The organism is Limosilactobacillus mucosae (genome assembly GCF_046939755.1).
In the GTDB taxonomy this organism is placed as follows: domain Bacteria; phylum Bacillota; class Bacilli; order Lactobacillales; family Lactobacillaceae; genus Limosilactobacillus; species Limosilactobacillus mucosae_A.
Genome location: NZ_JBKZAY010000028.1, coordinates 1 through 23,238 on the forward strand (window position 1 = coordinate 1; position 23,238 = coordinate 23,238).

Sequence of the window (23,238 nt, forward strand, 5' to 3'; positions counted from 1 at the left end):
ACTGTCAACAACATTTTTAAATTGTTAACAACTGCTAGAAGCAAATCCGACTGTAATCAACATCTGCCTCATCGACAACGATAACTACTATACCGAGATTGTGGCTAATCGTCAACTATATTTTAAAAGTTTTTCTGCTAATTTCAAAACAACGAACAAATCCACATGTAATATCTTTAATCAAGCGAGAAACTCGGCGGTTACAAACTAAACTATCTTTTAATATTCGAGCAGCATTCAAAAAGAATTTTTAAACTCATACAAACAGCGATAAACCTCAATTGCCGTTAGATCTAAATTGTCAAACGTCAGATGAGCAGCCGGCTGAAACTGCTCTAAAGTAAACTCACCGGTACTCTGTCGATACGTTACCGTACAGACCTGAATGCCATAAGCAGAAAAAGTACGCTGCTGAAGATCGCCATGCATATCTTCTGCCATTGCATCCAAGCGACGCAAAATCCGCTGCAGTTCTGAATGAATCATGATCTAGCCTCACTAACTACTAAAATAAAAGAACCTAATCCAAACGACCAGGTTCTGTAATATCTATTATATCGTTATTAATCAGGTTCATGCACTCGATCTGGCTTGATCATTAAGGCAAACATCCCAGCAAACATGCCAAAATAATAGGTCAAAATTCGCCAGAGCAGCATTGCCAACACCAACTTGCTTCCTGAGGCAATAAAGCTTGAGAACAGCACCGAAAAGCTGTATTCTGCTCCCCCAGTACCACCGGGAATCGGAAACAGTGAAATTACCATAAAGATCAAAACGTTTAGACTGACTACCATCAATACGTTCAAGCCATTGATTCCCAACGCCAGCATGATGAAATAAGGAATCAGATAATAAAAAAACAACTGCAGCAGAGTAATTAAACTAACTTTAGCCATTTTGCCGTATTCGCTTTTAATCTTTAGGCTTTCTTGATAAAAGGTATCAATTTTTTCATTCAGTGTTGCCTGCATCTTTTTATATTTATCGGGCTTCATAAACCCGTGAGCTGGACGAATCACGATATTGGCCGCTTTTTTAGTAAAACCGTACCAATACATCACTAACAGCAAGCCAACAATGACACTGAGATGAACCAAAAAGCCAAAAAGAACCAACAGCGACAAAACGTGCATTTTAGCGGCAATATAGTGAAAACCAACTAAGAGGCTGATGATAAAGTTGATCACGATCATCGACTGAAAAACGACAAACTTCATCAAAAGCACCGAACTGGCCTGCCCAGCATCAACCCCCGCCTGCATCATTGCCAAGAGCTGTGCCGGCTGACCGCCAGTTGAAAAAGGCGTTAAGCCATTTCCCAATTGCTCAACTAATGGAATGCGGATTGCATCTTTCCAAGTAAAGCCGTCATGGCGATCATTCATAAAAATCTTAATGACCACGGCTTCTAAAAACAAATACAGGCAGATGCACAACAAGGCTGCCCAAAACCAGCCCCAGTTTAGATGCACTAAATCCACGATAATCGAGGAAAGTTTTATGTCCCGCAGCGAATAGACAAAAATACCGATTCCGCATGCCAGCATCAAAACAAAAATAACCCAATTTTTTCGCGACATTTACCTAGCCCTCCTTTGCCTGCTCCAGGTAGAATTGTTTCCAAACTTTGGCAAGGTGAGACTTGGAATATTGACGCGATGCAGTATGAGCTGCCATCTTAAGTTCAGCCAGACGAGCCGGGGTCTCCCGCAGCCAATCAAGCTTTTGCTGCATCTCATCAATGTCTTTGGCTGGCTCGTAATATCCTTGAATAATTGAATGATAAAGATCCAGATCACGTAGCATGACCGGTGTCCCGCAGCTAAACGCCTCTAAAACCGACATCGGAAACAGTTCGTTATAAGACGGCAGTAAAAACAGATCGGCAATATCATCCAGCTCAGCAATCTCTTGACGACTGACGATCCCTGGAAATTTAAGATTTGTTGGCGGATCATCAACGATCTTTTTAAGGGCCGCATAGCCATCCGTAATCCGCCCAAAAGAAAAACCGCCCGCCCAGATAAACTGAACGTCAGGATTCTGCTCGGCTAACTGAATAAAATCAAAAACGCCCTTGCGCTCTTGAATCTGACCACTGCCAACCACGACAAACCGTTGCTGAGCAATCCCCCATTTAGTTTTCAGCCTTCTTTTTTCAAGCTCATCAACGGGATGAAACTCGGCATCATCGACAAAGTTAGGAATATAGGTAATCTTGCTCCGTGGAATCCCATAAGCAACGAGTTTGTCGATAAATGACGGATTTACCACTACCAAATGATCCATGCGTTTATAAAAAGCAATCACATAACGATAAAAGATCCCGCGAAAAGGCTGCGGAATCTTGAGGCTGCCTTCCAAGGTCTCTGGTAAAAAGTGCACGTAGCCAATTTTACGTCCGCGTTTCTTTGAAAAAGTGGAAAACCAAAATGGCAGGTCAATCGTGTGATAGTGACTGATATCACTGGTTCGATACTGATTAACCGCGATATCAAACTCATCTTTAAAATTCGTTTTCAACAGATGCATCAGCTCCAGATAAGCACTGCCCACCCCTTGACCAGCTACTTTATCCGCTGAAGAATACATAGTTATTTTTAACATGCTCAACCTCGTTTGCCAAAAAGATGATGCTGTCGTTTCTTTTCGTCCCGTTCATCCTGCAGGCGCTGCTGACATTCCAGATAAAAGTCCATCACGCGCTGACCAAAGACTTCTGATGAAATATCATGAAGTTTTTGCTGACGTTTAGCAACCGTTTCCTGCGTGTCAGAATGATCCAAGTAGTACAAAACGCCCTTGACCAGATCGCCCCGCTTTTGAAAACTCATTCCAATGGCTGGATCATCAATCAGCTCATCGGTATATTCACTGCGCATCACGACAATCGGCAAGTTGGATGCTAATGCCTCATCATAAGTCAGCCCCTGTGATTCCGAATCGGATGCTGAGACAAAAACATCGGCCATTTGATAAAAGTGATGAACGTCCTCATTTTTAATCTCGCCGGTAAACTGAACGTGATCACTAAGACTCATCTTGACAACCTGCCGTTCCAAGGTTTTTTTGGCTGGACCATCACCGACAATCAAAAGCTGTGCGTCAGGACGATGCTGCAAAATATCCGGCAAGGCTTCAATCAATGCCTGAATGTTTTTTTCATAAGCCAAGCGACTAAGCGAAAGTAATACTGGTACATCATCCTCATAACCCAGTTTTTGCCGCAGTTCATGTTTTTGCGTAAGCGTGTCTGGTTTTGAGTACACGCGCAGATTAACCCCGGTTGGAATAATTCTAATCGGCGAGGTCACGTCATATGCTTGCAGCGTGTCCAACACTCGTTCACTAGGCGCAATGATTCCCGTCATGTTTTTTAGGTACAGATGCGCTAATCTGGCAACGTCATGCGGCTTGATGATATGACCATTGGCAATGTAGTGCAGATAGTCCTGATACATTGTATGGTACGTATGCAGGCACGGAATGTTCATTTCCTTGGCCACCATCTTGCCCATCATCCCCAAAGAAAACTCAGTCTGGTTATGAACGACATCCAGCTGCAGATTACGAGCGAGTCTCAAAGCCCTTAACCAGCCACGCACGGCAATGCGCCGATCGGTAAACGATACAAACGGAACGCTGGGAAAGCGATAGATGCCATTTTCCGGCTCATCATGTTTGGCGGCTGGATCAGTCGTAGTGAAAATGTAAACGTGATGCCCCTGTTCAGTTAATTCATCACGCAAAGTCTTGATCGACGTCGCAACGCCACTAACTTGTGGAAAATAAGTATCTGTAAACAACCCAATATTCACTATGCGGTCCCCTTTAATTTTCAATCGCCAACAACGGCGAACGGCTAAATGCGATTTAGATTCAGTAATTTCCATTTTAACTGATTCTTCATCATCAGATAATTGATTTTAACCCTACAAAAAAGTCGCTTCAAGACATTTGAAGCGACCTTGATTAAATTTTAGAAATTGAAGTTTTTTAAGGCAGGAACGCGACCAATGATCATCTGACGTACTTCCTTGGCATTGCGGGCATTCATTGCCTGGTGAACCAATGGCTGCAGCTGCCGCACGTGCAGTTCGCTAATCAATGAGCGAATCGGCAAGATACTGGCGCTGTTCATTGAAAACTCATCGATACCCATGCCTAATAGAAGCGGCGTGGCCAGCGAGCTATTGGCCATCTCGCCACAAATGCCGACCCATTTGCCTTCAGCATGAGCCGCGTCAACCGTATGCTTAATAGCTCTCAAAACGGCTGGGTGCAGCGTTTGATAAAGATGCGCGACCTGGCTGTTACCGCGATCAGCCGCGAACATATACTGGGTCAAGTCATTGGAGCCGATACTGAAAAAGTCGGCATACTGCGCCAATTGATCGGCCATTTCTACCGCAGCCGGCACTTCAACCATCATGCCAACCTCAATCTGGCGCGCGCAGCCGATACCCCTGGCTTGCAGCTTCTGGCGCTCTTCTTCTAAAATCTTGCGCGCTGCCAAAAATTCATCCAAGGTGCTGACCATTGGAAACATGATCGCCAAACGGCCATAAACCGACGCTCTAAGCAGGGCTCGCATCTGCGGACGCATGATCTCTGGGTGCGCCAATGAAAAACGCAATGAACGCATCCCCAAAAATGGATTGTCTTCTGTTGGCGTCTGGATCGCTGCGATCGGTTTATCGCCGCCAATATCTAACGTCCTAATAATCACACGTTCCGGTGTCATCGCAGCAACGATCTTTTTATAGGCCAAAAACTGTTCTTCTTCGCTTGGCAAGGTATCGCGCCCCATAAACAAAGATTCGCTGCGCATGAGGCCAATTCCTTCCGCGCCACTGTTTTTGGCATTTTCAATCTCATCGGGCATAAACAGATTAGCACCAATCTCGAAATGACGACCATCGGCACTGATGGTTCGCTGATGTTTTAAGACCCCGAGCGACTCCATTTCACGGGCATAGTCGCCGGCTTTCTTCTCATATTCATCGATTTCGGCTGGCGTTGGACTCAGCAAAACGCGACCATGAATGCCATCGACGATCAATGAGGTCCCATCCAAAATCTCACGAGTCGCGGTTTTGGTGCCAACCACCCCAGGAATCGCTTTTTCTTTAGTCATGATGGAAAAATGCGAGGTACTGCCGCCCAAATCAGAGACGATGCCCACGACATAGCGCCGGTCAAAACGGGCAATATCGGTTGGCGTCAAGCTATGAGCAACGATAATCGCCTGATGCTTGAGCCGGCTTGGATCCGGCAGCTCAATTCCTAAAATATGACTCATTAAACGCTTAAAAAGGTCCTGCATGGCGATTCTTCTTTGATGCAGGCCCTGTTCAGAAGATGCATTTTCGGCTAGCCAGCGATCGGTTTCTTTTTTGACCGCATAGCCAGCCGTATACTTATTGGCAACTATCTGGTGCTCAATGGTCTGCTGAAAGTCATCAGCCAGCACCAGCTGCAGCTGCATATCGACGACCACCGCCGCCTGTTTGTTGAGTTGAGCATGGGCTCGCTGACAAATCTCCCGCAGCTCATTAGCCGTAATAGCAAAAGAATCATGAAGCCGGGCGACTTCATGATTCACATTATCGGTATGTTGCTGCTTAACGGATAGGTCAGGAACTCCCAGCAAATAGGCCGGCGCGATGGCAATCCCACCGCCAGCCGCGATGCCATTGAGCTGTCTTGACATATTAGTCCGCCAAGCCTTCTTTCTTCATCGTTTCAGCGATGGCTTCGATAGCTTCCTTTTCGTCATCGCCTTCTGCCGTAATCGTAACGTTAGCGTTTTGACCAACACCCAGGCTCATAACACCCATGATGGACTTCAGGTTAACGCTCTTGCCGTTGTATGACAGAGATACGTCAGAAGTGTACTTGGATGCAGTTTGTACCAGAATCGTAGCTGGACGAGCGTGGATACCAGTTTCAGCAGTAATCGTAAAATCGCGTTTTTCCATTGTAATCATTCTCCTTAAGGCTTTGTTGGGCATTGGCAATTGGCAACCAACGCTTTCAATATCACCATTGTAGCAATTGTAAGCGGTAAATACAAGACGATTTCTTGGCAAATGACGCCAAAATACGGATTTAATCGCGTTTTATCAAATGATAGTGCAATTCTCCGCCCCGTTCGGCTTTGCCCTCAATCTGGGTCCGATACTCATAATCATGATAAATCGGTTGGAAGTCCATAAATTCTTCAGGCGTCACGACAAATTCCTCAATCTTACCAGCCCGCAGATCTTCAAGCAGTTGACGGTAATCTTTGGCAGCCACGAATTCCCCACCTCTTTTCTTAATTGCTTTTCACCTATTTATATTATAACGGATTTTTTTAGATGGCGGGGATTTTAGCATTCTAATCCAACCAGTGCTAAAATCAAAGATAGAAAGTTTATTTATTTTTTGACCTTTATCGATAAAGCGCGTTATATCAAGTATAAATTAATTTGACTTTCATAACATAAACTGCTTGATATATTACTAAAAGTAAGTATAATTGCATTATGGTCAAAAAAGGTCAAATATATTTTTGACTTCTGAGGGGGTAAAAATAAATGCTTTGTCAAGTATGTCATCAAAATCCCGCAACGATTCACTTACAAATGAATTTTAACGGTCAACGCATGCAGATTGACCTGTGCCAAAACTGCTACCAAAACATGCAACAGGCACAAATGAACCTGATGAATGGGGGTAATGGAATGAACAACAACTTTGGCTTCGGCAGTCTCGAAGATTTTATGAATGCCATGAACAACATGCAAAACCAAGATGCCAACAATCAAGGCAATGCCAACTTTAATGCTCAATCCAACGGTAATGGCGGCGGCAAGCGCAATAAAGGTCTGTTGGGGCAATATGGCGTCAACATGACCGACCTGGCTCGCCAAGGCAAAATCGATCCGGTAATTGGCCGTGACGATGAGATCGCGCGCGTAATCGAAATTCTCAACCGACGGACTAAGAACAACCCAGTCCTGATTGGTGAGGCTGGGGTCGGTAAAACCGCGGTCGTTGAAGGGCTGGCCCAGGCAATCGTTTCCGGTCAGGTTCCGGAAAAAATCGCCGCAAAAGAAATCATTCGCTTAGACGTCGTTTCTCTGGTGCAAGGAACTGGGATTCGCGGTCAGTTCGAACAGCGGATGCAACAATTAATGAAGGAAGTTCAAAAGAATAAAAACATCATTCTGTTTATTGACGAAATCCACGAAATCATGGGCGCCGGCAATGCAGAAGGCGGCATGGACGCAGGCAACATTCTAAAGCCGGCCCTGGCTCGTGGCGATCTGCAGCTGATCGGCGCCACGACCATGAACGAATACCGCAAGATTGAAAAAGACGCGGCATTGGCTCGGCGCTTCCAGCCAGTTGAGGTTAATGAACCATCCGTTGAAGAAACGATCAAGATTTTAAACGGCATCAAGGGCCGCTACGAAGACTTCCATCACGTTAAGTACACCGATGATGCGATCCAAGCCGCAGCTAAACTGTCTGATCGCTATATTCAAGATCGGTTCCTGCCCGACAAAGCAATTGACTTGCTGGACGAAGCCGGATCACGCAAGAATCTAACTTTGAAGACCGCTGATCCAGCAACCATTGAAAATCAGATCCACACGGCTGAAGCTCACAAGCAGCAAGCCGTTGAAAGCCAAGACTATGAGAAGGCCGCCTACTATCGTGATCAAGTTTCCAAGCTGACCAAGGCTAAGCAGGATGCCGAAGAAAACCACACTGATCAGGCGGCAACAGTAACCGTTCAAGACATGGAAAAAATCGTTGAAGAAAAGACGCACATCCCGGTTGGCGACCTGCAAAAACAAGAAGAAAACAAGCTGCGTGACCTTGATAAGCAGCTCGAAAAGCACGTTATTGGTCAAAACGAGGCCGTTGATAAGGTTGCCCGAGCAATTCGCCGCAATCGGATCGGTCTCAACAAGTCTGGCCGCCCAATCGGCAGTTTCTTGTTCGTTGGACCGACGGGAGTTGGTAAGACGGAAATGGCTAAGCAGCTGGCTAAACTGCTGTTTGGTTCCAAAGATGCCATGATTCGTTTTGACATGTCAGAATACATGGATAAGACCTCAACTTCTAAGCTGATTGGGGCTGCTCCCGGCTATGTCGGCTATGAGGAAGCTGGTCAGCTGACAGAACAGGTTCGGCGCCACCCTTACAGCCTGATCCTGCTGGACGAGGTTGAAAAAGCCCACCCTGACGTAATGCACATGTTCTTACAGATTCTGGATGATGGCCGCTTGACTGACTCGCAAGGACGAACGGTTTCATTTAAAGACACCATCATCATCATGACTTCCAATGCCGGGACTGGCGACTCTGAGGCCTCAATCGGTTTTGGCCCCGAAGCAAGCGGCGCAACGCACTCGATTGTTGACAAGCTGACTGACTACTTCAAGCCTGAATTCTTGAACCGTTTCGATGCCATCGTTCAGTTCAACGCTTTGACCAAGCCTGACTTGATGAAGATCGTTTCGCTGATGCTCGATGACGTCAATGCCATGTTGGCTGACAAGAACCTGCATATCGAAGTTCCAACCGACGTTAAAGAAAAGCTGGTTGATCTGGGCTACGATCCTAAGATGGGGGCACGGCCACTACGCCGGGTCATTGAAGAACAGATCGAAGACCGCATCGCCGATTACGTTTTGGATCACGATCAAGTCAACAAGCTGGCTGCCAAGCTCGCTGGCGATGGCAAGATTGAAGTCGTGGCTGCCGATACGCCAGTTCCAACCAACTCGCAGACTCCTAGCGTAACCGATGCAACTAACGACGACCCCGACACTAAGTAATCCTGCTTAAAAAGATCTGTTTAGTCTGAATATAAAAGGCGCGCTGTCAAGCTTTTATGAGCCTGGCAGTCGCGCCCTTTTTTGTTTATTTTTGATCATTGAAATGCGTATAGCGCAACAGCGGAATGGCGATGGCTGGTACCAGAATCATCGACATAACCATTTCTGCTAAGCCATTCGTTGCCAAAACCGTCCCTAAAACTGCCCCCAAGTGAGCTACATCGGTATGATAGCCTTTAGCAACTGCTGGCGTATGCGCGAACAGGTAGATGCCGCCCAAAACCAGCAGCGTATTGGTCATGGCACCGGCCGCCCCCACGATGATTAATGCCCATCGCTGTTTCATTGCCTTGCGCAGCCACAAGAACAGATAGCCAGCTACCAAACCAACCAGCAGCCGTGGAACGATTGCAATCAGCGGATTGGTAAAAATCAGTGGTGCCAATGGACTGCTGGGATAAAAGAAAGCCCTAAGCCAGGTGATCACACCCCAGGTACCGCCCAAAAGCATCCCCGTGTTTGGTCCCATGACTACCGCGCCAATCATTACTGTAATCTGCAGCGTTGTCAGCGATAATGGACCAATTGGAATGTTCCCTAGTGCTGGAATAAAATCCTGCAGAATTAAAATCGCCAATAACAGTGTCTGCGCCGTTAAGCGTTTTGTTCTAACCGAAGCACTTGTCATTGATATCCCCTTTCTCACGCTATGCCTAAATATCCAGTCAATTATAACATGGTTTAAAATTTAGACACGAATTGCTAATTTTGCTCGATAATTCAAGACCTTTTGGCACTCGAAAGCGTTATAATGTGATTAACAAGCGTTTAGAGTTATGGAGCGATTTTTATGGCTGATTCATTTAAAACCGGAAACCCAATCTGGGTCTATTATACCGATATTGATACTGGCGCCAATCTGCGCGTTCCGCAGCTGTTGCGGGGCTTTGTCGACACGCCTTTTCATATTGTCGAATTAAAGTTTCCCAACTACCGATTCATTAAAGCCGATGGTCAATTGAACGGCAGCTTTGATATGCAGCCACACAGCGTTCACCTGTACTATCGCCGCAATTCATGGGGCGAGGTTCAAAACGTGGCTATGTATTTAAAACTGTCGACACCAACGCAACTGTTTGACGACGTCGATGGTATGCCAGTCGATACACCGCTGCCTGGCGGAATTTTCGTCAAGACGTTCCAACGCATTGCCACCCAAAAAGGCGAGTTTTGGTACGAGGTGAATGCCGATCGCTGGCTGAAATACGACAGCAATACCATGAAAGACTTCAAAGAGCTGCCTAATGACGATTCCCTGGCACCAAAACCTGGCAGTCAGTTGGCAATTTTGCCGCTGAATCATCTCAAGGCTGTTGTTGACTACGTACAGGGAAAGAAACTGGACGTCTACGATCAGCCTTATGGGCAAAGCGTCGGCAAGGTCATTGATGGCGAGCGCTTAGACATCATTGGCAAGCTTAACGACAATAACGGCGTCGTTTGGTATCAAGCAAAAGAGCTTGGCTTTATCAACGGCTCTTACGTCAATCTGATTCAATAGGTTTTGCTATAATTAAGACAGTGTTAAATGAAAGGAAGCATAAATATGAAAGTTGCGATTGTTGGCGTTGGCAGTATGGGCGGCGCCATTATGCAAGGTTTGAACAATCTGACCAAGTACGATCTGATTGCTTTAAATCCCCAAAATCCACGCGTTGAAAAACTGGCGCACGAGTATAAATTTAAGTTGGTTTTTGATCCGCAAAGTTTAGTTGAACTGCAGCCCGATGTCGTCATTTTAACGACCCCAGCTCCCGTGACCGTAACCGTTGCTGAACAGCTGCAAGCCTTGGATCCGCACACGATCGTCATTTCTGCAGCAGCCGGTATTAAGCGTGCCGACCTGCAAGCAGCACTGGTTGACAATCCAGTAGCCACGATGATTCCAAATACACCAGTTTCCGTAAATGCCGGTACGATTGGTCTGTCGCTGGATCCTAAGTTTGATAAGCCCGTTAAGGATACCATCGTTCAATTGCTTAATGATTTGGGCGACGTGGTTTTGGTGCCTGAAGAACAGTTAGACATCGTCGGTGTAATCGGTGGCTGTGGTCCTGCATTCGTTGACGTCTTTATGGATGCCATGAGTGATGCTGCTGTCAAGCATGGTTTGAATCGTCAGACTGCCTACCGCTTGATTGCCAGCATGGTTAAGGGTTCAGGTGCCCTGGCCTATGAAACGCGCCAATCCCCAGCCGCTTTGCGCGATCAAGTGGCATCCCCTGCTGGTACTACGATTCGCGGTCTGGCGGCTCTCGAAAAGCACGGTTTCCGCTATGGCGTGATTGATGCCGTCGACCAGGCCAGCGATGAAGATTAACTGGCAAGTTTTTCAGACCGGTGCCATCCGAATTAACTAGTCGTCTTTCCTGGTATTCTAATTAACCGATAAACCCCCGCTCAGCTTAACGCTGGTCGGGGGTTTTGATCTGGCATCATGACTCAGACGTTTGATTTGGTACATTTTCGCTAGGCTGATGAATAAGCTAATGTAAATTGCCATTGGCATACAGCTGCTGGGCCAGCTCGCCATCAAAATCAATCTTGCCTAATACCATTTCAATATATTCCATTAAAAGGCGCATATTTTGCTCATTAAAATCAATTACGACACGGCTGGCCGAGTGAGCTTCCAGGTAGTAGATAAATTCACTATACTTATCGCCTTCCTCGCTTTCCAGAAAAACGCCATATTGACCATTGACTGAATCGCCATGCTGCCAGTGATAGTTGGTTTGGGCAAGACATTTTTTCAATGCGCATGCCAAGTAGATTATTTCTTCTTTAGGCACTTCCCGATTTTTTTGGTTGATATTAATGCCTGCACCTTTGATTTTGAGTTGGATTAATTCGGTTGCATCGCAGTCTTTCATATTTATATCAAACACAATCCTGCCAGCATTTAATTTAAGCCATGGCATAATGATCACCCCTTTTTAACTTCTTAAGCTTATCTTAACAACGAGGGCTGACCATAAAGACTGATTGTAGCAAAACTTTGAAAATATTATTGTTAAAAACCATTAACGTCGCTTAGAGCATTTATTGGCTATCAATTGGAAAGATTTTTTCAAGAATCCTTATAAACACCATATTACCTTGGAATTGCAAATCAGATAACCGTACTTTTCCGTTTCGGTCAGTAAAATTAAATAGAAATCCACTCGTTTTGGCATACAGCTTAATATAGAGACATAATTTATTCCACCACACAATTATGTCCGGTTTATTGTTCGAATATTCATATGCAACTAATGCGACAATTCTTATTACACTACCAAGGAGGAATTCAAATGGAAAAGCTGCATCAATTGATGACTAACGCGTTCAATCAAAATCAAAACAACATCCAAAAACTGCAGGCTCAGATTGCAGATTCGCTTCAAGGTAATCTGATCATCGAATCAAACAAAAGATCGCTTCAATTCTACTGTTCTACCGGCAGTACTTGCCGCCGATATCTAAGCAAAGCCAAACAGCAACAGGAAATCATCCAGCTGCTGCAAAAGAAATATGATAAAAAATGCTTAAAACTATTAACTCAGCGCCAAAATGCCATCGCCGCTTTTTTGAAAAAAGATCCGCATGATACCTTTGATGAAATCTGGAACGACTTCCCAACTGAATGTCAAAAAAAGCTCATTCCATTCAAAGAACCAACCGTACGTCGACTAGATTTATGGAAGCATAAAATATTTAACCAAAAACCACTCGCACCAGGCATCAAAACATTTAAAACTATTAATGGCGAGACGGTTCGCTCAAAATCAGAAAAAATCATCGCTGATCTGCTTTGCTATTACAACGTTCCTTATCGCTATGAAATGGCCTGCACTTTAAACAGACTAGGGACGATTTATCCGGACTTCACCATTTATGATATTCGTAAAAATCGTCTAGTGTACTTAGAGCACTTTGGAATGATCGATAATCCAGACTATTCCAAAAAAATGATCACTCGCTATAATGATTATATTGAAAGCGGTTTTGCAGATCACCTTATTATTTCAATGGAATCATCCACACAGCCGCTAAATGTTAAGGCGCTTATCCCATTAATCAAACCTTATTCATTAAACCAAGCCGATGACATGATTGACTGACCAAGACTCAGTAGTTGCGCAATAATTTTTGCACATCAGCAAAAGCGTTGATTCATATGGAAGCTGGTGTAATCCCTTCGCTTTCAAGAGTGACTTACGTTAACCCGCACCTGGTTCATCGGCAGCTTCGATAATCTTCTCGCTTTCAAAAATGATTTACCTACTATCAGTCATTTTCATTCGAATAGTAGGTAAGTGCATACTTGATCTTTGAAAGTTTACTTACTATATAATAATTTTTTCGAAATTGTAGGTAATTTTGTATATTTTTCTGTTAATCAATCTAGACCACTAGCCGAATTTACCTACTTTATTAATGAAAACAGAAAATAGTAGGTAATGAAAACGCCGAAAAATCAATATACATTCGATTTTACCTACTATACATCGCTTTTTTGAAAAAAGTAGGTAATGGTCTTTTCACCATCTGGGTTTATACACTATTTTTTGAATATTTCCTTTAAAAATGCTATAGCAACCTGATTAATAATCATCGTTGCTTTTTTGATTCGCTAGCTAAACCGAATTGCGCAAATCCGATTAATTAAATTGCGATACTGCATCGCCAGCCCTTCATTTTACGTATGATTGCTCTATCTCGGTTTTTGCCGCATCGCTTTAATCAGTCAACGGCTTTGTACAGACTGTATCGGATACGTTTCAGCCAAACCTCTGCTTATCTAAACCAAGGGAGAGCAACTGCTTACGTGACTGCAAATTCCTTTCAAGCTCCATTTCAGTGCGTTACCGTTTGCGCAATTCCCATAATTCCTATAATTCCAACGATTACCCCAATCGCTGCTTCCCACGATTGCCAATCACGCTTCAAAGCATCCAAATATCAGTTGACTGTGGGGGCGCTTGTCCTTACCCTGCTTGACAGCAAAAAAAGCTTTGGCCCTTACATAAGAGTCAAAGCTTTTCGATTACTTGCTAAAACCGTTTGCCTGGTTAGATTGTTGAATATAGCTATTCATTGAATCCTGAGCTTTTTTCAACGCACTTTGAACGTTTGCGCCACCGTAGATCTGCTCCATTGCGGTTTGTTCAAGCAGCCGGGCCTGAACCAGATTCTGCATGAAGATCCCTGAGTTGGCTTTGTTCGGCTTCGTGCGCCGCAGCTGTTCGCTGGCAACCTTGGCAGCTGGATTCTTCTTGTAGAGCTTCTTTAAAACTGGTTCTTTTTGCGAATCCCGGTTCAATGCCAGATAACCGGTAGCTGCTTGCCAACGTGCCTGTGATTTTGCCGTCATCAGGTACTTGATGAATTCCCAAGAGCCGCGCTGTACGTCGGCTGATTTATCGTTGGAGATCCACAGCGAAGCCCCACCAATGGCAACCCCATTAGCTTTCTTTCCATCCATATGTGGATAGTAGCAGACACCAATCTTATCCTTGGTTCCAGTCGTCAATTGCGTAATCGAGCCCGATGACTGTAAGAACATCCCCAACTTTCCTGATAAGAAAGCGGCCTGTTCGTTGGTTTGCGCGTTGGTACCAGCCCCGTAGTTCATAAAGGCGCCACTCTTGATGTTTTTTTGCAGCCACTGCATCGTCTTGACCGCAGCTGGATTATCAAATGAAACTTTAGTCGGCACGCCACTGTGACCATCATTGTTGTTGGCGATGCAGACATTGGCGTTGGCCAAGAACTGTTCAAAGAACCAGCCATAAATCTCAACACTCATTCCGTGAACCTTATGATGCGACTTTTGATAGATTGCTTCAGCCGTCTTGGTCAGATCCGAATAAGATGGATCCTTGGGCGGTGCGGCAACCCCCAGCTTTTTAAGCAGTGTGGCATTATAGTAAAGCACGGGCTGTGATGAGTTGAATGGCATTGAGATCTGCTTGCCGTCTTTAGAGTAAAATGCCCGCGCCATTGGTGAGATCTTACTCATATCATAATGATCCTCATCAATAAACTTTTGTACCGGTGTCGTGTAGTTACTGTAGTGCATCTGCGCCGTAGAGATATCCATCGATTGAAACAGTGCTGGTGAAGTATCGGTACCGTGCGTGTTTAAAATCTTTTGCACGACTTGGTTATAGTCCCCTTCAAATTCAGGAACCACGGTATATTTGTTTTGCGATTTGTTGAATTCATTACAGAACTTAACCAGCTGATCTTTAGCCGGCCCTGTCATTTCATGCCAAAACACGATTTTCGTTCTTTCGGCCGCATGGACAGGTTTGGCAAAAGCCGTGGCAAACAGCAGTAAACAGCTGCATGCCAACAACAGGCGCCTGAAAAATTTAACTGCTCGTTGCTTCATTACTTGATAGCCCCCTCGTTTGCCCCCGACTTAAAGGCTTTTTGGCCAATAAACAATACAATCAAGGTTGGAATCACCACAATCGCGGCACTGGCCTGAATCATGCCCCAGTCATTGAACGTTTCGGTCGACTGCAGCTGCCGCAGACCATCCTGGACAGGGCGGAAATGGTCCGAAAACGTCGTCAGCATTGGCCAAAGATATTGATTCCAAGTCGAAAGAAAACTATATGAAGCTAAGGTCAGCAGACTGATTTTGGCATAGGGCAGTACACACTTGCCATAGAATTGAAAATGAGAAAGGCCTTCGATATCACAGGCTTCTTTTAATTCAGTCGGAATCTGCTTAAATGATTGCCGCAGCATGAAAACCCCAAAGGCCGATGTCATAAATGGAATAATCATTACCCAATAGTTGTTTAAAAGATTCATGCTCTTGAACGTGGCAAAGTTTGGAATCACCTCGGCTTCAAACGGCAGCATCATCGTTGCCAAGAAGACATAGAATAAGGCATCCCGTCCCTTAAAGTGCAGGAACGTAAATGCATAGGCACTCATCGAGCAAAAAATCAATTGAAACAGCGTCGTAATAGTCGAAATTATCAGACTGTTCCAAAGATAACGCAGAATCGGCGTCTTAGTCATTGCCGAAACATAGTTGTGCAGCGAAATATTGCTGCTGAACAGCTTCCCCTGCGAAATTTCCGCAGTTGGCAAAAGACTGGTCCAAAAGCCGATGATAAATGGCACCAGAATTACGATTGCCAGGATAACCAGCAACAGGTATTGAAACCATTTGCTTTTATTCGATGTTTGAACGGTATCCATCAGTAGTTGACCCTCTTTTCCAAGAACTTGAATTGAATCAGCGTAAAGATTGCAATGATAATCGCCAGAATAATTGATTCCGCACTGGCCAACGAATAATTACCGTTTAAGAAGGCATCTTGATAGATCCGGTAAACCATCAGATTAGTGGCGTTGTTTGGACCACCAGTCGTCATCAAATCGATCAGCCCAAAACTCTTGAACGCATCAATCAAGGTCACGATGCAGACAAAAAACAAGGTTGGCGAAATCATCGGCAGGGTAATGTGAAAAAACTGATAGCGTTTGGAAACCCCAGCAATCTGAGCTGCTTCATATAGCGTTGGCGGCACGCTTTGCAAAGCACCAAACAAAATCAGAAACGTAAAGCCAAGATTCATCCAGACCGTTGTTACGATCACGGCAACCATTGCCCAAGTCGGATCAGCCAGCCAGTTGATGACCGGCAAATGCAGAACTTTGGCAATATTGTTCATTAAGCCGACCGATGGATTAAAGATAAACAGCCAAAAGATCGCGGCAACCGAAACCGAAACCCCCATCGTTGCTGAAAAAGCCGTCCTGAAAAAGCCAATACCGCGCAATTTCGACGTTGCTGTCTGCGCCAACAATAGCCCCAAGACAATCGTCAAGGCACAGACAAACAAAACATAGATAAAAGTAGCCCGCACGCTGGCCAAGTAGGCACTAGAAGTAAACAGTGAAATGTAGTTTTTAAGTCCCACAAAAATCTTAGGCTGGCCGAGACTGTTAGTAATAAACAGTGAAAGATACAGCGTTTTAAGCATAGGGTAAAAGACAAAAACCGTTAGCAGCAGCAACGAAGGTCCCAAAAACAGCACCGCATACCAGCCGTCCTTTTGATTAACCTGAAAGGCTGGCTTGGCATATGACTTGGTGCCATTAGCTGAGAGCGTATTTTGCTTCGGTGATCGTTCCATCTTTAATCTCCTCCTCGCCTTGACTGATGCGTTGACCCTTTTGATCAAAAATAAAGTACTTGCCGTCTGGAATAATCTTGATCCGTTGGTTGACCCCATAGAGATCTGCCCGTTCAGTATCCTGGACGACGCGGACTTCTTGACCATCATCCATTGCCGCTTCAATAATCAGCTGCGTGCCAAGGTATTCAACGTTTTCGATCCGCGCGTTGGCGTCCGAAACATCAGTCAAAATCTTTAAGTTAACGGGACGAATTCCGACCAGACAATTATGCGGCTCAACTTCAGCTGGCTTAGCAAAGTAAAGCGGAGCGGCAGTCTGGAGCTGACCATCATTCGGTGTCGTTTCCAAAAGATTCATCCGCGGCGTGCCAAAGAACTGACCAACAAAGGCATTGCGGGGATCTTGGTAGATCTGCAGCGGCGTGCCGATCTGCTGCACCTCATGATTGTGCAGGACCATGATTCGATCCGCCATCGTCATGGCTTCTACTTGATCGTGAGTAACATAGATGACCGTTAAGCCAAGGTGCTGTTGTAGTTCACGAATCTCAGCCCGCATCTTGGTTCGCAATTGTGCGTCCAAGTTGGAAAGTGGTTCATCCATTAAACAAATCTTGGCATCACTGGCAATTGCACGTGCCAAGGCTACCCGCTGCCGCTGACCACCTGACAGTTCTTTGGGCTTGCGGTCGCCAAGCTCTGCTAAGTCAACCATCTTTAAGGCTTTAGCAACGCGCTGATCGATTGCTGACTGTTCAACCTTGCGCGCCTTTAAACCAAAGGCAACATTGTCTTTAACCGTTAAAAACGGGAACAGCGCGTAGTTTTGAAAGACCATCGTCAAGTTGCGTTCTTGCGGTGGCAGGTTGGTAACGTCTTTTTCATCAATCAAGACATTGCCGTCGGTTGCGGGAATCAGGCCGGCAATCATGCGCAAAAGCGTACTTTTACCACAGCCAGACGGACCGACAATGGCAAAAAACTCACCCGTTTCGATCCGCACCGAGACGTCTTTAAGCGTCAAGGTATTACCGTCATATGACTTTGAAAGATTCTTCAGTTCAATGGACATTCATTTCACCTCATATGCTTGAAAGTTTCGTTGCATTTCAACGGGATTTATCATAAAAGAACAATGTAACGACTATTTACAGTTCTTGTAATTATCAGGTAAAACTTAATGTTCCATTTTTGTAAATATCACCATCCGCATCATAATTATTGACGGGTGTAGTATTTTTTGCTAGCCTTGTATTTGTATTAAATACAAGTACAAAAAGGAGGAAACCATGGATACCAAATTTTCTGTTGCCTTACATATTCTGGTGATGATTGCCGAATCTGACCGTACGCTTTCTTCCAAGGATCTGGCCATCAGTGTCGGCACCAACGCCAGCTATATTCGCAAGATCATCAGTCTCTTAAAAAATGACAACTTGATTGAAACTCATCAAGGCAAACCAGGCTATTTTCTCGTCAAGCCCTCAGACCAGATTTCACTGCTTGACGTCTATCTAGCCGTTCAAGAAGCCTCACAGGTTCACCTTTTCAATATTCATCAAAATCCTAACGCTGCCTGTCCAGTTGGCCGGTACATTCAAGGCGCGTTAAGTCCAGCTTTTCAAAATATCGAAGCTGATCTGGCTAATGAATTATCCCAACAATCGCTCAGCAACATTATCGACAATCTTAAACAACAAGCAAGCGAGGAAAAAAATGAAAGCTGCCATTCTTAATCAATACAACAAAAAAGACGTCAACTTGTCATTTAGCAATCTGCCAACGCCCGGCATCACCGCTGATCAAGTGTTGGTAAAGTCTTTAGCTGCCGGGGTCAATCCCGTTGACAACATGATTACCAAAGGCGAAGTCAAACTGATCATCCCTTACCGGCTGCCAATCGTGGCTGGTAATGAGCTCGTTGGTGAGATCATCGATTTGGGCGCCAACGTTAAAGGATTCCAAAAAGGCGACCGCGTCTTTGCCCGACTGCCGCTTAATCACCCTGGCGCCTTTGCGGAATTTGCGGCCATCGACAGTCAAGCCATTGCCAAGGTCCCAGCCTACCTTTCCAATGAGGAAGCTGCCGCGATTCCGCTAACGGCTCTAACCGCCATGCAGGCTTTTGAGCTTTTGAACGTGCAGCCTGGCAAGCGAATTTTTATTTCAGGGGGAACTGGTGGTTTTGGCGGAATGGCCATTCCATTGGCGAAAGCGATGGGACTGCATGTCATCACCAATGGCAACGGTCGCAATGCTGAACGGGTCTTAAAGCTGGGCGCGGATGAGTTTATCGATTATCGACAGACTGATTATGCCAAAGTGTTAAAAGACGTTGATTATGTTATTGATACGCTCGGCGGTCAGGAAACGGCAAAACAATTCCAGATCCTTAAGCAAGGAGGCAGCCTGGTTTCATTAAAAGGCATGCCAAATGGCGACTTCGCCAAGCGGATGCAGCTTCCCTTCTTTAAAAAGATTTTGTTTGGTCTGGCCGGCAGTCGGTTGGATAAAATGGCCGCCAAGCGTCAGCAGAAATATTTCTTCATTTTTGTCCACGCGGATGGCAAACAATTGCAACAAGCTGCCGATATTTTTGAAAAACAATCGCTACATCCAGTCGTTGAGCAGGTCTATCCATTCAGCGAACTCAACACGGCCCTGCAAAAAGTCGCCCAAGGCCATGCCAAGGGTAAGACCGTCATTACTTTTTAAGAGCGAGCAAAAAGATGACTTCATACTTAACTACTCATAACCAATATCTCAACCAGATTGCCTATCGCGAATTAGGAACGGAAAATGCTAGTCTGCCACTGGTAATGCTGACTCATCTTTCGGCAACGCTTGATGAATGGGATCCGCTTTTTATCGACCAGCTAGCGGCTAAAAATCACCTGGTGGTCATTGATCTGCCCGGTGTCGGCGCCAGCAGCGGACAGGTCCCATTAACCATTGAGGCAATGGCTGATCAAGCAGTTAAATTCATCGAGCTGCGCGGCTTTAAAAAAATCAATTTACTGGGACTGTCAATGGGCGGGATGATTGCGCAAGCTGTAGCTGAACAAGCGCCTCAGCTGGTAGAACGTTTGATTTTGGTAGGTACAGGACCGCGTGGCGGCAAGGGAATTGATCGTGTCTCGTTGGTAACCTTTACTGCCATGCTTAAAGCATTCTTCAAGCGTACTGACCCCAAACGCTACATTTTTTATCCCCATGACCAGCGTGGCGCTAAAGAAGCTGAACGAGTCCTCAGCCGTTTGAGGCAAAGAACACCTGATTTTGCTGATCAAAAAATTACCATTGCTTCTTTTCGGCGTCAGCTGCGCGCCATCAAAAAGTGGGGAACCGCTCCAGCAGATAACTTGAGTCGCATCACCATGCCTACCCTAATTATTAATGGTGACAATGATACGATGGTCCCCACCAGCAACAGCTACCAAATGCACGAACTGATCGAGAACAGTGAACTTTTAATTTTCCCGAATGCCGGCCATGGCTCAATTTTTCAGTATGCCATCCCCGCCGCCGAAAAGATTTCTAGTTTTTTAAAATGATAATTTTTTTAAAACTTCAACCGCATTGGCAATATATTCCGCTGGCAGCTCAGCTAGAATGGCCGCGTAATGCTCATTCTCTTTTTCATGCATTTGCTTATGCATATCAGCAACGATGCTGCCGGTTGACGTCAGCCTTAGGTAAACGGCCTTTTTATCATTTTCTTTATGATAGCGTTCCAAAAGTCCCAATTCAGCTAAACGTTTGACATAGCGTGAAATCATCCCCTGTGAGATGTCCAGGTCCTTAGTAAGCCGTTGATAGGCCACTTCAGAACCAGCTGCTTTGACATAAGACAAGAGACGCATTTCTGAATGGGAAAATCGGTGTTTTGCCAGCTGCTGCACCTGTTCTTTTGGAAAATCATCAAGCTGATCGGCAATCAGCTGATCTAAAATCTGACGCCGAAGCATTTCAGCATGATGATCAAAGTCCCGGGCAGCTCTTTCAATTTCAACAATTGCGGTCATATTCTCCTCCAAATAAATTACCGGTAATATATATTGACATAAATTCAACTTTGACTATAATTATAAAATAAATTACCGGTAATATAAATAAAGGAGATTGATTTTATGCCTCAAAAAATGAATGCAATTGTAGTGAATGATTTTCAAACAGGGCCTTCCCTACAGACCATTGACATCCCAGTACCCCAAAATGATGAGGTACTGCTCGACGTCTTAGCCGCCAGTGTCAACAATGTCGTGCGGTCACGCGCCAATGGCAGTCACTATTCGGCCAGTCCTGATCAGCTGCCCTTAGTGCCTGGCCTAGACGGTGTTGGCCGTGATCAACAAGGCAACAACTATTATTTCTTAGCTTCTAACGAAAAATACGGTTCAATGGCTCAACAAGTACCGGTTTCAAAAAAGCGCCTGCTGCCATTACCGCAAAAGATTGATCCAGCTAAAATTGCCGCATCCATGAATCCAGCCCTCTCATCGTGGATGGCAATTCGTCAGCAGTTATCAGCCGGGGTTAAGGATAAAAACGTTTTGATTCTTGGCGCAACGGGCTATGCTGGTCGTCTCGCCGTTGAAATTGCCCGTTATCTTGGCGCGCGCCAGGTAATCGCGGCTGGCCGCAATGAAGAGATTTTACGATCATTGCCAGCTGATGGGTTTATTCAATTAAATGATAATTTAGCCTCGCAGTTAAACCAGCTTGATCAAGTCGATGTCGTCCTTGACTACTTATGGGGGCTGCCCGCGCAAAATGTGCTTGACGGCGTGCTTAATTCGCGCAGCAAGCCAGACGCTTTGCTTGAATGGGTCGAGATTGGCAGTATGGCTGGCAGCAAAATTGAACTGTCCGCTGCGGTCTTACGCTCAAACAACATTCGCTTTCTTGGCAGCGGAATTGGCAGCATCGCCACTGCCGTCTTTGCCAAAGAACTATTTTCCCTGGCTCAGCTTGTAGCAGCAGGCAAGTTCAATGTCACGCCACTGCAATATCAGTTGGAAGAATTTAGTCAAGAAAACTGGGAAAATACCAAACAACGGATCGTATATATTCCTAATCAGTTTAATTAACACCTTTTTTCATCGACAAAAACCGTTCCTTTTACCAAGACCTTACCCAAAAGAGACTGGGAAAAAACTATTCCTCAAAATGAAAACCCGGATGATTCGTAATTCACTTGCGAATCATCCGGGTTTCGTATATACGGGAACCAACCTCCTATTATGATAGAAATAACCACAAATCAACCAAAAGGAGTCGGTTTCGCATTTTTTAAATCAAAAATTCTCCATCCCAAGTTTTAATTGAAACGAGGAATTAATTTCTTGTATACAATTATTTTCTGTATGCGGTTATTTATTGTGTACAGATATTCTTGTATTCAATTATTTATTGTATTCAAATATTTTTGTATCCCAATAATAACCTAGGTTAAGCCCAATTAATCCAAGCAGCAATTACTTATGCTCAGCGTTAGCCCGTTCTTCCATCCGTAAGATGTGGCGCTCTTCAAACAGCAGATAGATCAGCAGACACACAGCCAATGCTAATGCTGTATAGATTGTTGTGGTACTGGCACCCCAGCCATACTTGTCAACCAGCTGGCCGATCAATGCCGTGGCTGCCGTTTCACCAAAAACGGCCTGACTGCATTTGCAATCAAGCCGTTTTGCTTATTTCAAATCTTCTAGAAAACTTTGCCCATTCAATGCATGCAGACCAAAATTATCCAATATTGTTACACCCAAATCGGCATACGTTGAGCGAACGCCGAGGCTGCCCGATGTCTGCATCTTTGGCGACCAAGCCAGCAGCGGTACTTCCTCGCGCGTGTGATCCGTGCCCTTGAAGCATGGATCATTGCCATGGTCAGCCGTAATCAGCAACAGATCATCTGGACGCAGCGCCGCCAGAACATGACCCAACCGCTGATCAAAGTCCATCAGCGCCTGACCAAAGCCCTTTGGATCGCGGCGATGGCCATACATGGTGTCAAAGTCGACCAGGTTCGTGAAGCAGAAACCGGTAAAGTCTTTTTCCAACACCTCGTCAACGTGATCCATCCCGTCCATATTGCTTTCGTTATGGTAGGCCTGATCTATGCCACGGCCAGAGAAGATGTCGTTGGTCTTGCCAATCGCAATCACTTGGTAGCCTGCTTCATGCAA

General features: G+C 45.1%; 23 protein-coding genes and 1 pseudogene. 8 read left to right on the forward strand and 16 right to left on the reverse strand.

Features of this window, described 5'->3' with window-relative positions:
- Positions 1 to 237: 237 nt before the first annotated feature.
- The 7 genes from ACLUWI_RS08595 to ACLUWI_RS08625 form a co-directional block, all read right to left on the reverse strand.
- On the reverse strand, positions 238 to 486 hold the full coding sequence (locus ACLUWI_RS08595) for a DUF1797 family protein (RefSeq protein WP_412146966.1): 249 nt from the start codon (positions 484 to 486) through the stop codon (positions 238 to 240).
- A gap of 77 nt (positions 487 to 563) precedes the next feature.
- Positions 564 to 1,583, reverse strand: coding sequence for a lysylphosphatidylglycerol synthase transmembrane domain-containing protein (locus tag ACLUWI_RS08600; RefSeq protein ID WP_412146967.1), 1,020 nt, complete (start codon positions 1,581 to 1,583; stop codon positions 564 to 566).
- Between the two features lie 4 nt (positions 1,584 to 1,587).
- A complete protein-coding gene (locus ACLUWI_RS08605) occupies positions 1,588 to 2,610 on the reverse strand; it encodes a glycosyltransferase family 4 protein (RefSeq protein ID WP_412146968.1) in 1,023 nt (340 codons plus the stop codon).
- A gap of 2 nt (positions 2,611 to 2,612) precedes the next feature.
- On the reverse strand, positions 2,613 to 3,821 hold the full coding sequence (locus ACLUWI_RS08610; protein ID WP_412146969.1) for a glycosyltransferase family 4 protein: 1,209 nt from the start codon (positions 3,819 to 3,821) through the stop codon (positions 2,613 to 2,615).
- Positions 3,822 to 3,982: 161 nt separating this feature from the next.
- Entirely contained in the window at positions 3,983 to 5,716 is a 1,734-nt protein-coding gene (gene ptsP, locus ACLUWI_RS08615; protein WP_412146970.1) for a phosphoenolpyruvate--protein phosphotransferase, read from the reverse strand.
- 1 nt (position 5,717) lies between these two features.
- Positions 5,718 to 5,984, reverse strand: a complete 267-nt coding sequence (locus ACLUWI_RS08620) for a phosphocarrier protein HPr (protein WP_033935213.1) — start codon at positions 5,982 to 5,984, stop codon at positions 5,718 to 5,720.
- Between the two features lie 130 nt (positions 5,985 to 6,114).
- Positions 6,115 to 6,303, reverse strand: coding sequence for a hypothetical protein (locus ACLUWI_RS08625; protein WP_272215156.1), 189 nt, complete (start codon positions 6,301 to 6,303; stop codon positions 6,115 to 6,117).
- 281 nt (positions 6,304 to 6,584) lie between these two features.
- Between ACLUWI_RS08625 and ACLUWI_RS08630 the strand changes: the two genes are divergently transcribed.
- Positions 6,585 to 8,840, forward strand: coding sequence for an AAA family ATPase (locus ACLUWI_RS08630; protein WP_412146971.1), 2,256 nt, complete (start codon positions 6,585 to 6,587; stop codon positions 8,838 to 8,840).
- A gap of 85 nt (positions 8,841 to 8,925) precedes the next feature.
- Here the strand turns inward: ACLUWI_RS08630 and ACLUWI_RS08635 are convergent, their stop codons facing one another.
- Positions 8,926 to 9,528, reverse strand: a complete 603-nt coding sequence (locus ACLUWI_RS08635) for an ECF transporter S component (RefSeq protein ID WP_412146972.1) — start codon at positions 9,526 to 9,528, stop codon at positions 8,926 to 8,928.
- 162 nt (positions 9,529 to 9,690) lie between these two features.
- Here ACLUWI_RS08635 and ACLUWI_RS08640 point away from each other — a divergent pair, with 162 nt between their 5' ends.
- Positions 9,691 to 10,401 (forward strand): MucBP domain-containing protein, encoded by a 711-nt coding sequence (locus tag ACLUWI_RS08640; RefSeq protein ID WP_412146973.1) that lies wholly within the window; start codon positions 9,691 to 9,693, stop codon positions 10,399 to 10,401.
- 45 nt (positions 10,402 to 10,446) lie between these two features.
- A complete protein-coding gene (gene proC, locus ACLUWI_RS08645; protein WP_412146974.1) occupies positions 10,447 to 11,220 on the forward strand; it encodes a pyrroline-5-carboxylate reductase in 774 nt (257 codons plus the stop codon).
- Positions 11,221 to 11,386: 166 nt separating this feature from the next.
- On the opposite strand, the gene ACLUWI_RS08650 is transcribed toward proC, so the two are convergent.
- Positions 11,387 to 11,821 carry a hypothetical protein gene (locus tag ACLUWI_RS08650; protein WP_412146975.1) on the reverse strand — a complete coding sequence of 145 codons (435 nt, stop codon included), beginning with the start codon at positions 11,819 to 11,821 and terminating at the stop codon, positions 11,387 to 11,389.
- Between the two features lie 372 nt (positions 11,822 to 12,193).
- Here ACLUWI_RS08650 and ACLUWI_RS08655 point away from each other — a divergent pair, with 372 nt between their 5' ends.
- A complete protein-coding gene (locus tag ACLUWI_RS08655; protein ID WP_412146976.1) occupies positions 12,194 to 13,003 on the forward strand; it encodes a hypothetical protein in 810 nt (269 codons plus the stop codon).
- A 926-nt stretch (positions 13,004 to 13,929) separates the two neighbouring features.
- On the opposite strand, the gene ACLUWI_RS08660 is transcribed toward ACLUWI_RS08655, so the two are convergent.
- Genes ACLUWI_RS08660 through ACLUWI_RS08675 form a run of 4 tightly spaced genes read right to left on the reverse strand, consistent with a single transcriptional unit; the run spans position 13,930 to position 18,122 of the window.
- Positions 13,930 to 15,279: an ABC transporter substrate-binding protein gene (locus ACLUWI_RS08660; protein WP_412146977.1), complete on the reverse strand. Its 1,350-nt coding sequence runs from the start codon at positions 15,277 to 15,279 to the stop codon at positions 13,930 to 13,932.
- A complete protein-coding gene (locus tag ACLUWI_RS08665) occupies positions 15,279 to 16,106 on the reverse strand; it encodes a carbohydrate ABC transporter permease (RefSeq protein WP_412146978.1) in 828 nt (275 codons plus the stop codon). The genes ACLUWI_RS08660 and ACLUWI_RS08665 overlap by 1 nt, the downstream gene beginning before the upstream one ends.
- Positions 16,106 to 17,047: a carbohydrate ABC transporter permease gene (locus ACLUWI_RS08670; RefSeq protein ID WP_412146979.1), complete on the reverse strand. Its 942-nt coding sequence runs from the start codon at positions 17,045 to 17,047 to the stop codon at positions 16,106 to 16,108. The genes ACLUWI_RS08665 and ACLUWI_RS08670 overlap by 1 nt, the downstream gene beginning before the upstream one ends.
- Complete coding sequence (locus ACLUWI_RS08675) at positions 17,010 to 18,122, reverse strand: ABC transporter ATP-binding protein (protein WP_412146980.1); 1,113 nt, start codon at positions 18,120 to 18,122, stop codon at positions 17,010 to 17,012. The genes ACLUWI_RS08670 and ACLUWI_RS08675 overlap by 38 nt, the downstream gene beginning before the upstream one ends.
- Before the next feature lie 217 nt (positions 18,123 to 18,339).
- Here ACLUWI_RS08675 and ACLUWI_RS08680 point away from each other — a divergent pair, with 217 nt between their 5' ends.
- The 3 genes from ACLUWI_RS08680 to ACLUWI_RS08690 are packed head-to-tail and all read left to right on the forward strand — an operon-like array spanning position 18,340 to position 20,604.
- On the forward strand, positions 18,340 to 18,786 hold the full coding sequence (locus ACLUWI_RS08680) for an Rrf2 family transcriptional regulator (protein WP_412146981.1): 447 nt from the start codon (positions 18,340 to 18,342) through the stop codon (positions 18,784 to 18,786).
- Positions 18,767 to 19,765, forward strand: a complete 999-nt coding sequence (locus ACLUWI_RS08685) for an NADP-dependent oxidoreductase (protein WP_412146982.1) — start codon at positions 18,767 to 18,769, stop codon at positions 19,763 to 19,765. The genes ACLUWI_RS08680 and ACLUWI_RS08685 overlap by 20 nt, the downstream gene beginning before the upstream one ends.
- Positions 19,766 to 19,779: 14 nt before the next feature.
- Positions 19,780 to 20,604 (forward strand): alpha/beta fold hydrolase, encoded by an 825-nt coding sequence (locus ACLUWI_RS08690; RefSeq protein WP_412146983.1) that lies wholly within the window; start codon positions 19,780 to 19,782, stop codon positions 20,602 to 20,604.
- Here ACLUWI_RS08690 and ACLUWI_RS08695 read toward each other — a convergent pair.
- Positions 20,596 to 21,075, reverse strand: coding sequence for a MarR family winged helix-turn-helix transcriptional regulator (locus tag ACLUWI_RS08695; RefSeq protein WP_412146984.1), 480 nt, complete (start codon positions 21,073 to 21,075; stop codon positions 20,596 to 20,598). The genes ACLUWI_RS08690 and ACLUWI_RS08695 overlap by 9 nt on opposite strands.
- 105 nt (positions 21,076 to 21,180) lie before the next feature.
- Here ACLUWI_RS08695 and ACLUWI_RS08700 point away from each other — a divergent pair, with 105 nt between their 5' ends.
- Entirely contained in the window at positions 21,181 to 22,140 is a 960-nt protein-coding gene (locus tag ACLUWI_RS08700; protein ID WP_412146985.1) for a quinone oxidoreductase family protein, read from the forward strand.
- A gap of 387 nt (positions 22,141 to 22,527) precedes the next feature.
- Here the strand turns inward: ACLUWI_RS08700 and ACLUWI_RS08705 are convergent, their stop codons facing one another.
- Together ACLUWI_RS08705 and ACLUWI_RS08710 are read right to left on the reverse strand one after the other, a co-directional pair.
- Positions 22,528 to 22,683, reverse strand: coding sequence for a hypothetical protein (locus ACLUWI_RS08705; protein WP_412146986.1), 156 nt, complete (start codon positions 22,681 to 22,683; stop codon positions 22,528 to 22,530).
- A gap of 60 nt (positions 22,684 to 22,743) precedes the next feature.
- Positions 22,744 to 23,238 (reverse strand): annotated as a pseudogene (locus ACLUWI_RS08710) (phosphopentomutase); the annotation flags it as partial.

Excerpts from the sequence above, each read along its gene's own strand:
- ACLUWI_RS08675 (WP_412146980.1), bottom strand. The coding sequence starts at position 18,122 with ATGTCCATTGAACTGAAGAATCTTTCAAAGTCATATGACGGTAATACC.
- ACLUWI_RS08620 (WP_033935213.1), bottom strand. The coding sequence starts at position 5,984 with ATGGAAAAACGCGATTTTACGATTACTGCTGAAACTGGTATCCACGCT.
- ACLUWI_RS08640 (WP_412146973.1), top strand. The coding sequence starts at position 9,691 with ATGGCTGATTCATTTAAAACCGGAAACCCAATCTGGGTCTATTATACC.
- ACLUWI_RS08680 (WP_412146981.1), top strand. The coding sequence starts at position 18,340 with ATGGATACCAAATTTTCTGTTGCCTTACATATTCTGGTGATGATTGCC.
- ACLUWI_RS08635 (WP_412146972.1), bottom strand. The coding sequence starts at position 9,528 with ATGACAAGTGCTTCGGTTAGAACAAAACGCTTAACGGCGCAGACACTG.
- ACLUWI_RS08665 (WP_412146978.1), bottom strand. The coding sequence starts at position 16,106 with ATGGATACCGTTCAAACATCGAATAAAAGCAAATGGTTTCAATACCTG.
- ACLUWI_RS08650 (WP_412146975.1), bottom strand. The coding sequence starts at position 11,821 with ATGCCATGGCTTAAATTAAATGCTGGCAGGATTGTGTTTGATATAAAT.
- ACLUWI_RS08600 (WP_412146967.1), bottom strand. The coding sequence starts at position 1,583 with ATGTCGCGAAAAAATTGGGTTATTTTTGTTTTGATGCTGGCATGCGGA.
- ACLUWI_RS08700 (WP_412146985.1), top strand. The coding sequence starts at position 21,181 with ATGCCTCAAAAAATGAATGCAATTGTAGTGAATGATTTTCAAACAGGG.
- ACLUWI_RS08605 (WP_412146968.1), bottom strand. The coding sequence starts at position 2,610 with ATGTTAAAAATAACTATGTATTCTTCAGCGGATAAAGTAGCTGGTCAA.
- ACLUWI_RS08670 (WP_412146979.1), bottom strand. The coding sequence starts at position 17,047 with ATGGAACGATCACCGAAGCAAAATACGCTCTCAGCTAATGGCACCAAG.
- ACLUWI_RS08695 (WP_412146984.1), bottom strand. The coding sequence starts at position 21,075 with ATGACCGCAATTGTTGAAATTGAAAGAGCTGCCCGGGACTTTGATCAT.
- ACLUWI_RS08595 (WP_412146966.1), bottom strand. The coding sequence starts at position 486 with ATGATTCATTCAGAACTGCAGCGGATTTTGCGTCGCTTGGATGCAATG.
- ACLUWI_RS08685 (WP_412146982.1), top strand. The coding sequence starts at position 18,767 with ATGAAAGCTGCCATTCTTAATCAATACAACAAAAAAGACGTCAACTTG.
- ACLUWI_RS08655 (WP_412146976.1), top strand. The coding sequence starts at position 12,194 with ATGGAAAAGCTGCATCAATTGATGACTAACGCGTTCAATCAAAATCAA.
- ACLUWI_RS08660 (WP_412146977.1), bottom strand. The coding sequence starts at position 15,279 with ATGAAGCAACGAGCAGTTAAATTTTTCAGGCGCCTGTTGTTGGCATGC.
- proC (WP_412146974.1), top strand. The coding sequence starts at position 10,447 with ATGAAAGTTGCGATTGTTGGCGTTGGCAGTATGGGCGGCGCCATTATG.
- ACLUWI_RS08630 (WP_412146971.1), top strand. The coding sequence starts at position 6,585 with ATGCTTTGTCAAGTATGTCATCAAAATCCCGCAACGATTCACTTACAA.
- ACLUWI_RS08690 (WP_412146983.1), top strand. The coding sequence starts at position 19,780 with ATGACTTCATACTTAACTACTCATAACCAATATCTCAACCAGATTGCC.
- ptsP (WP_412146970.1), bottom strand. The coding sequence starts at position 5,716 with ATGTCAAGACAGCTCAATGGCATCGCGGCTGGCGGTGGGATTGCCATC.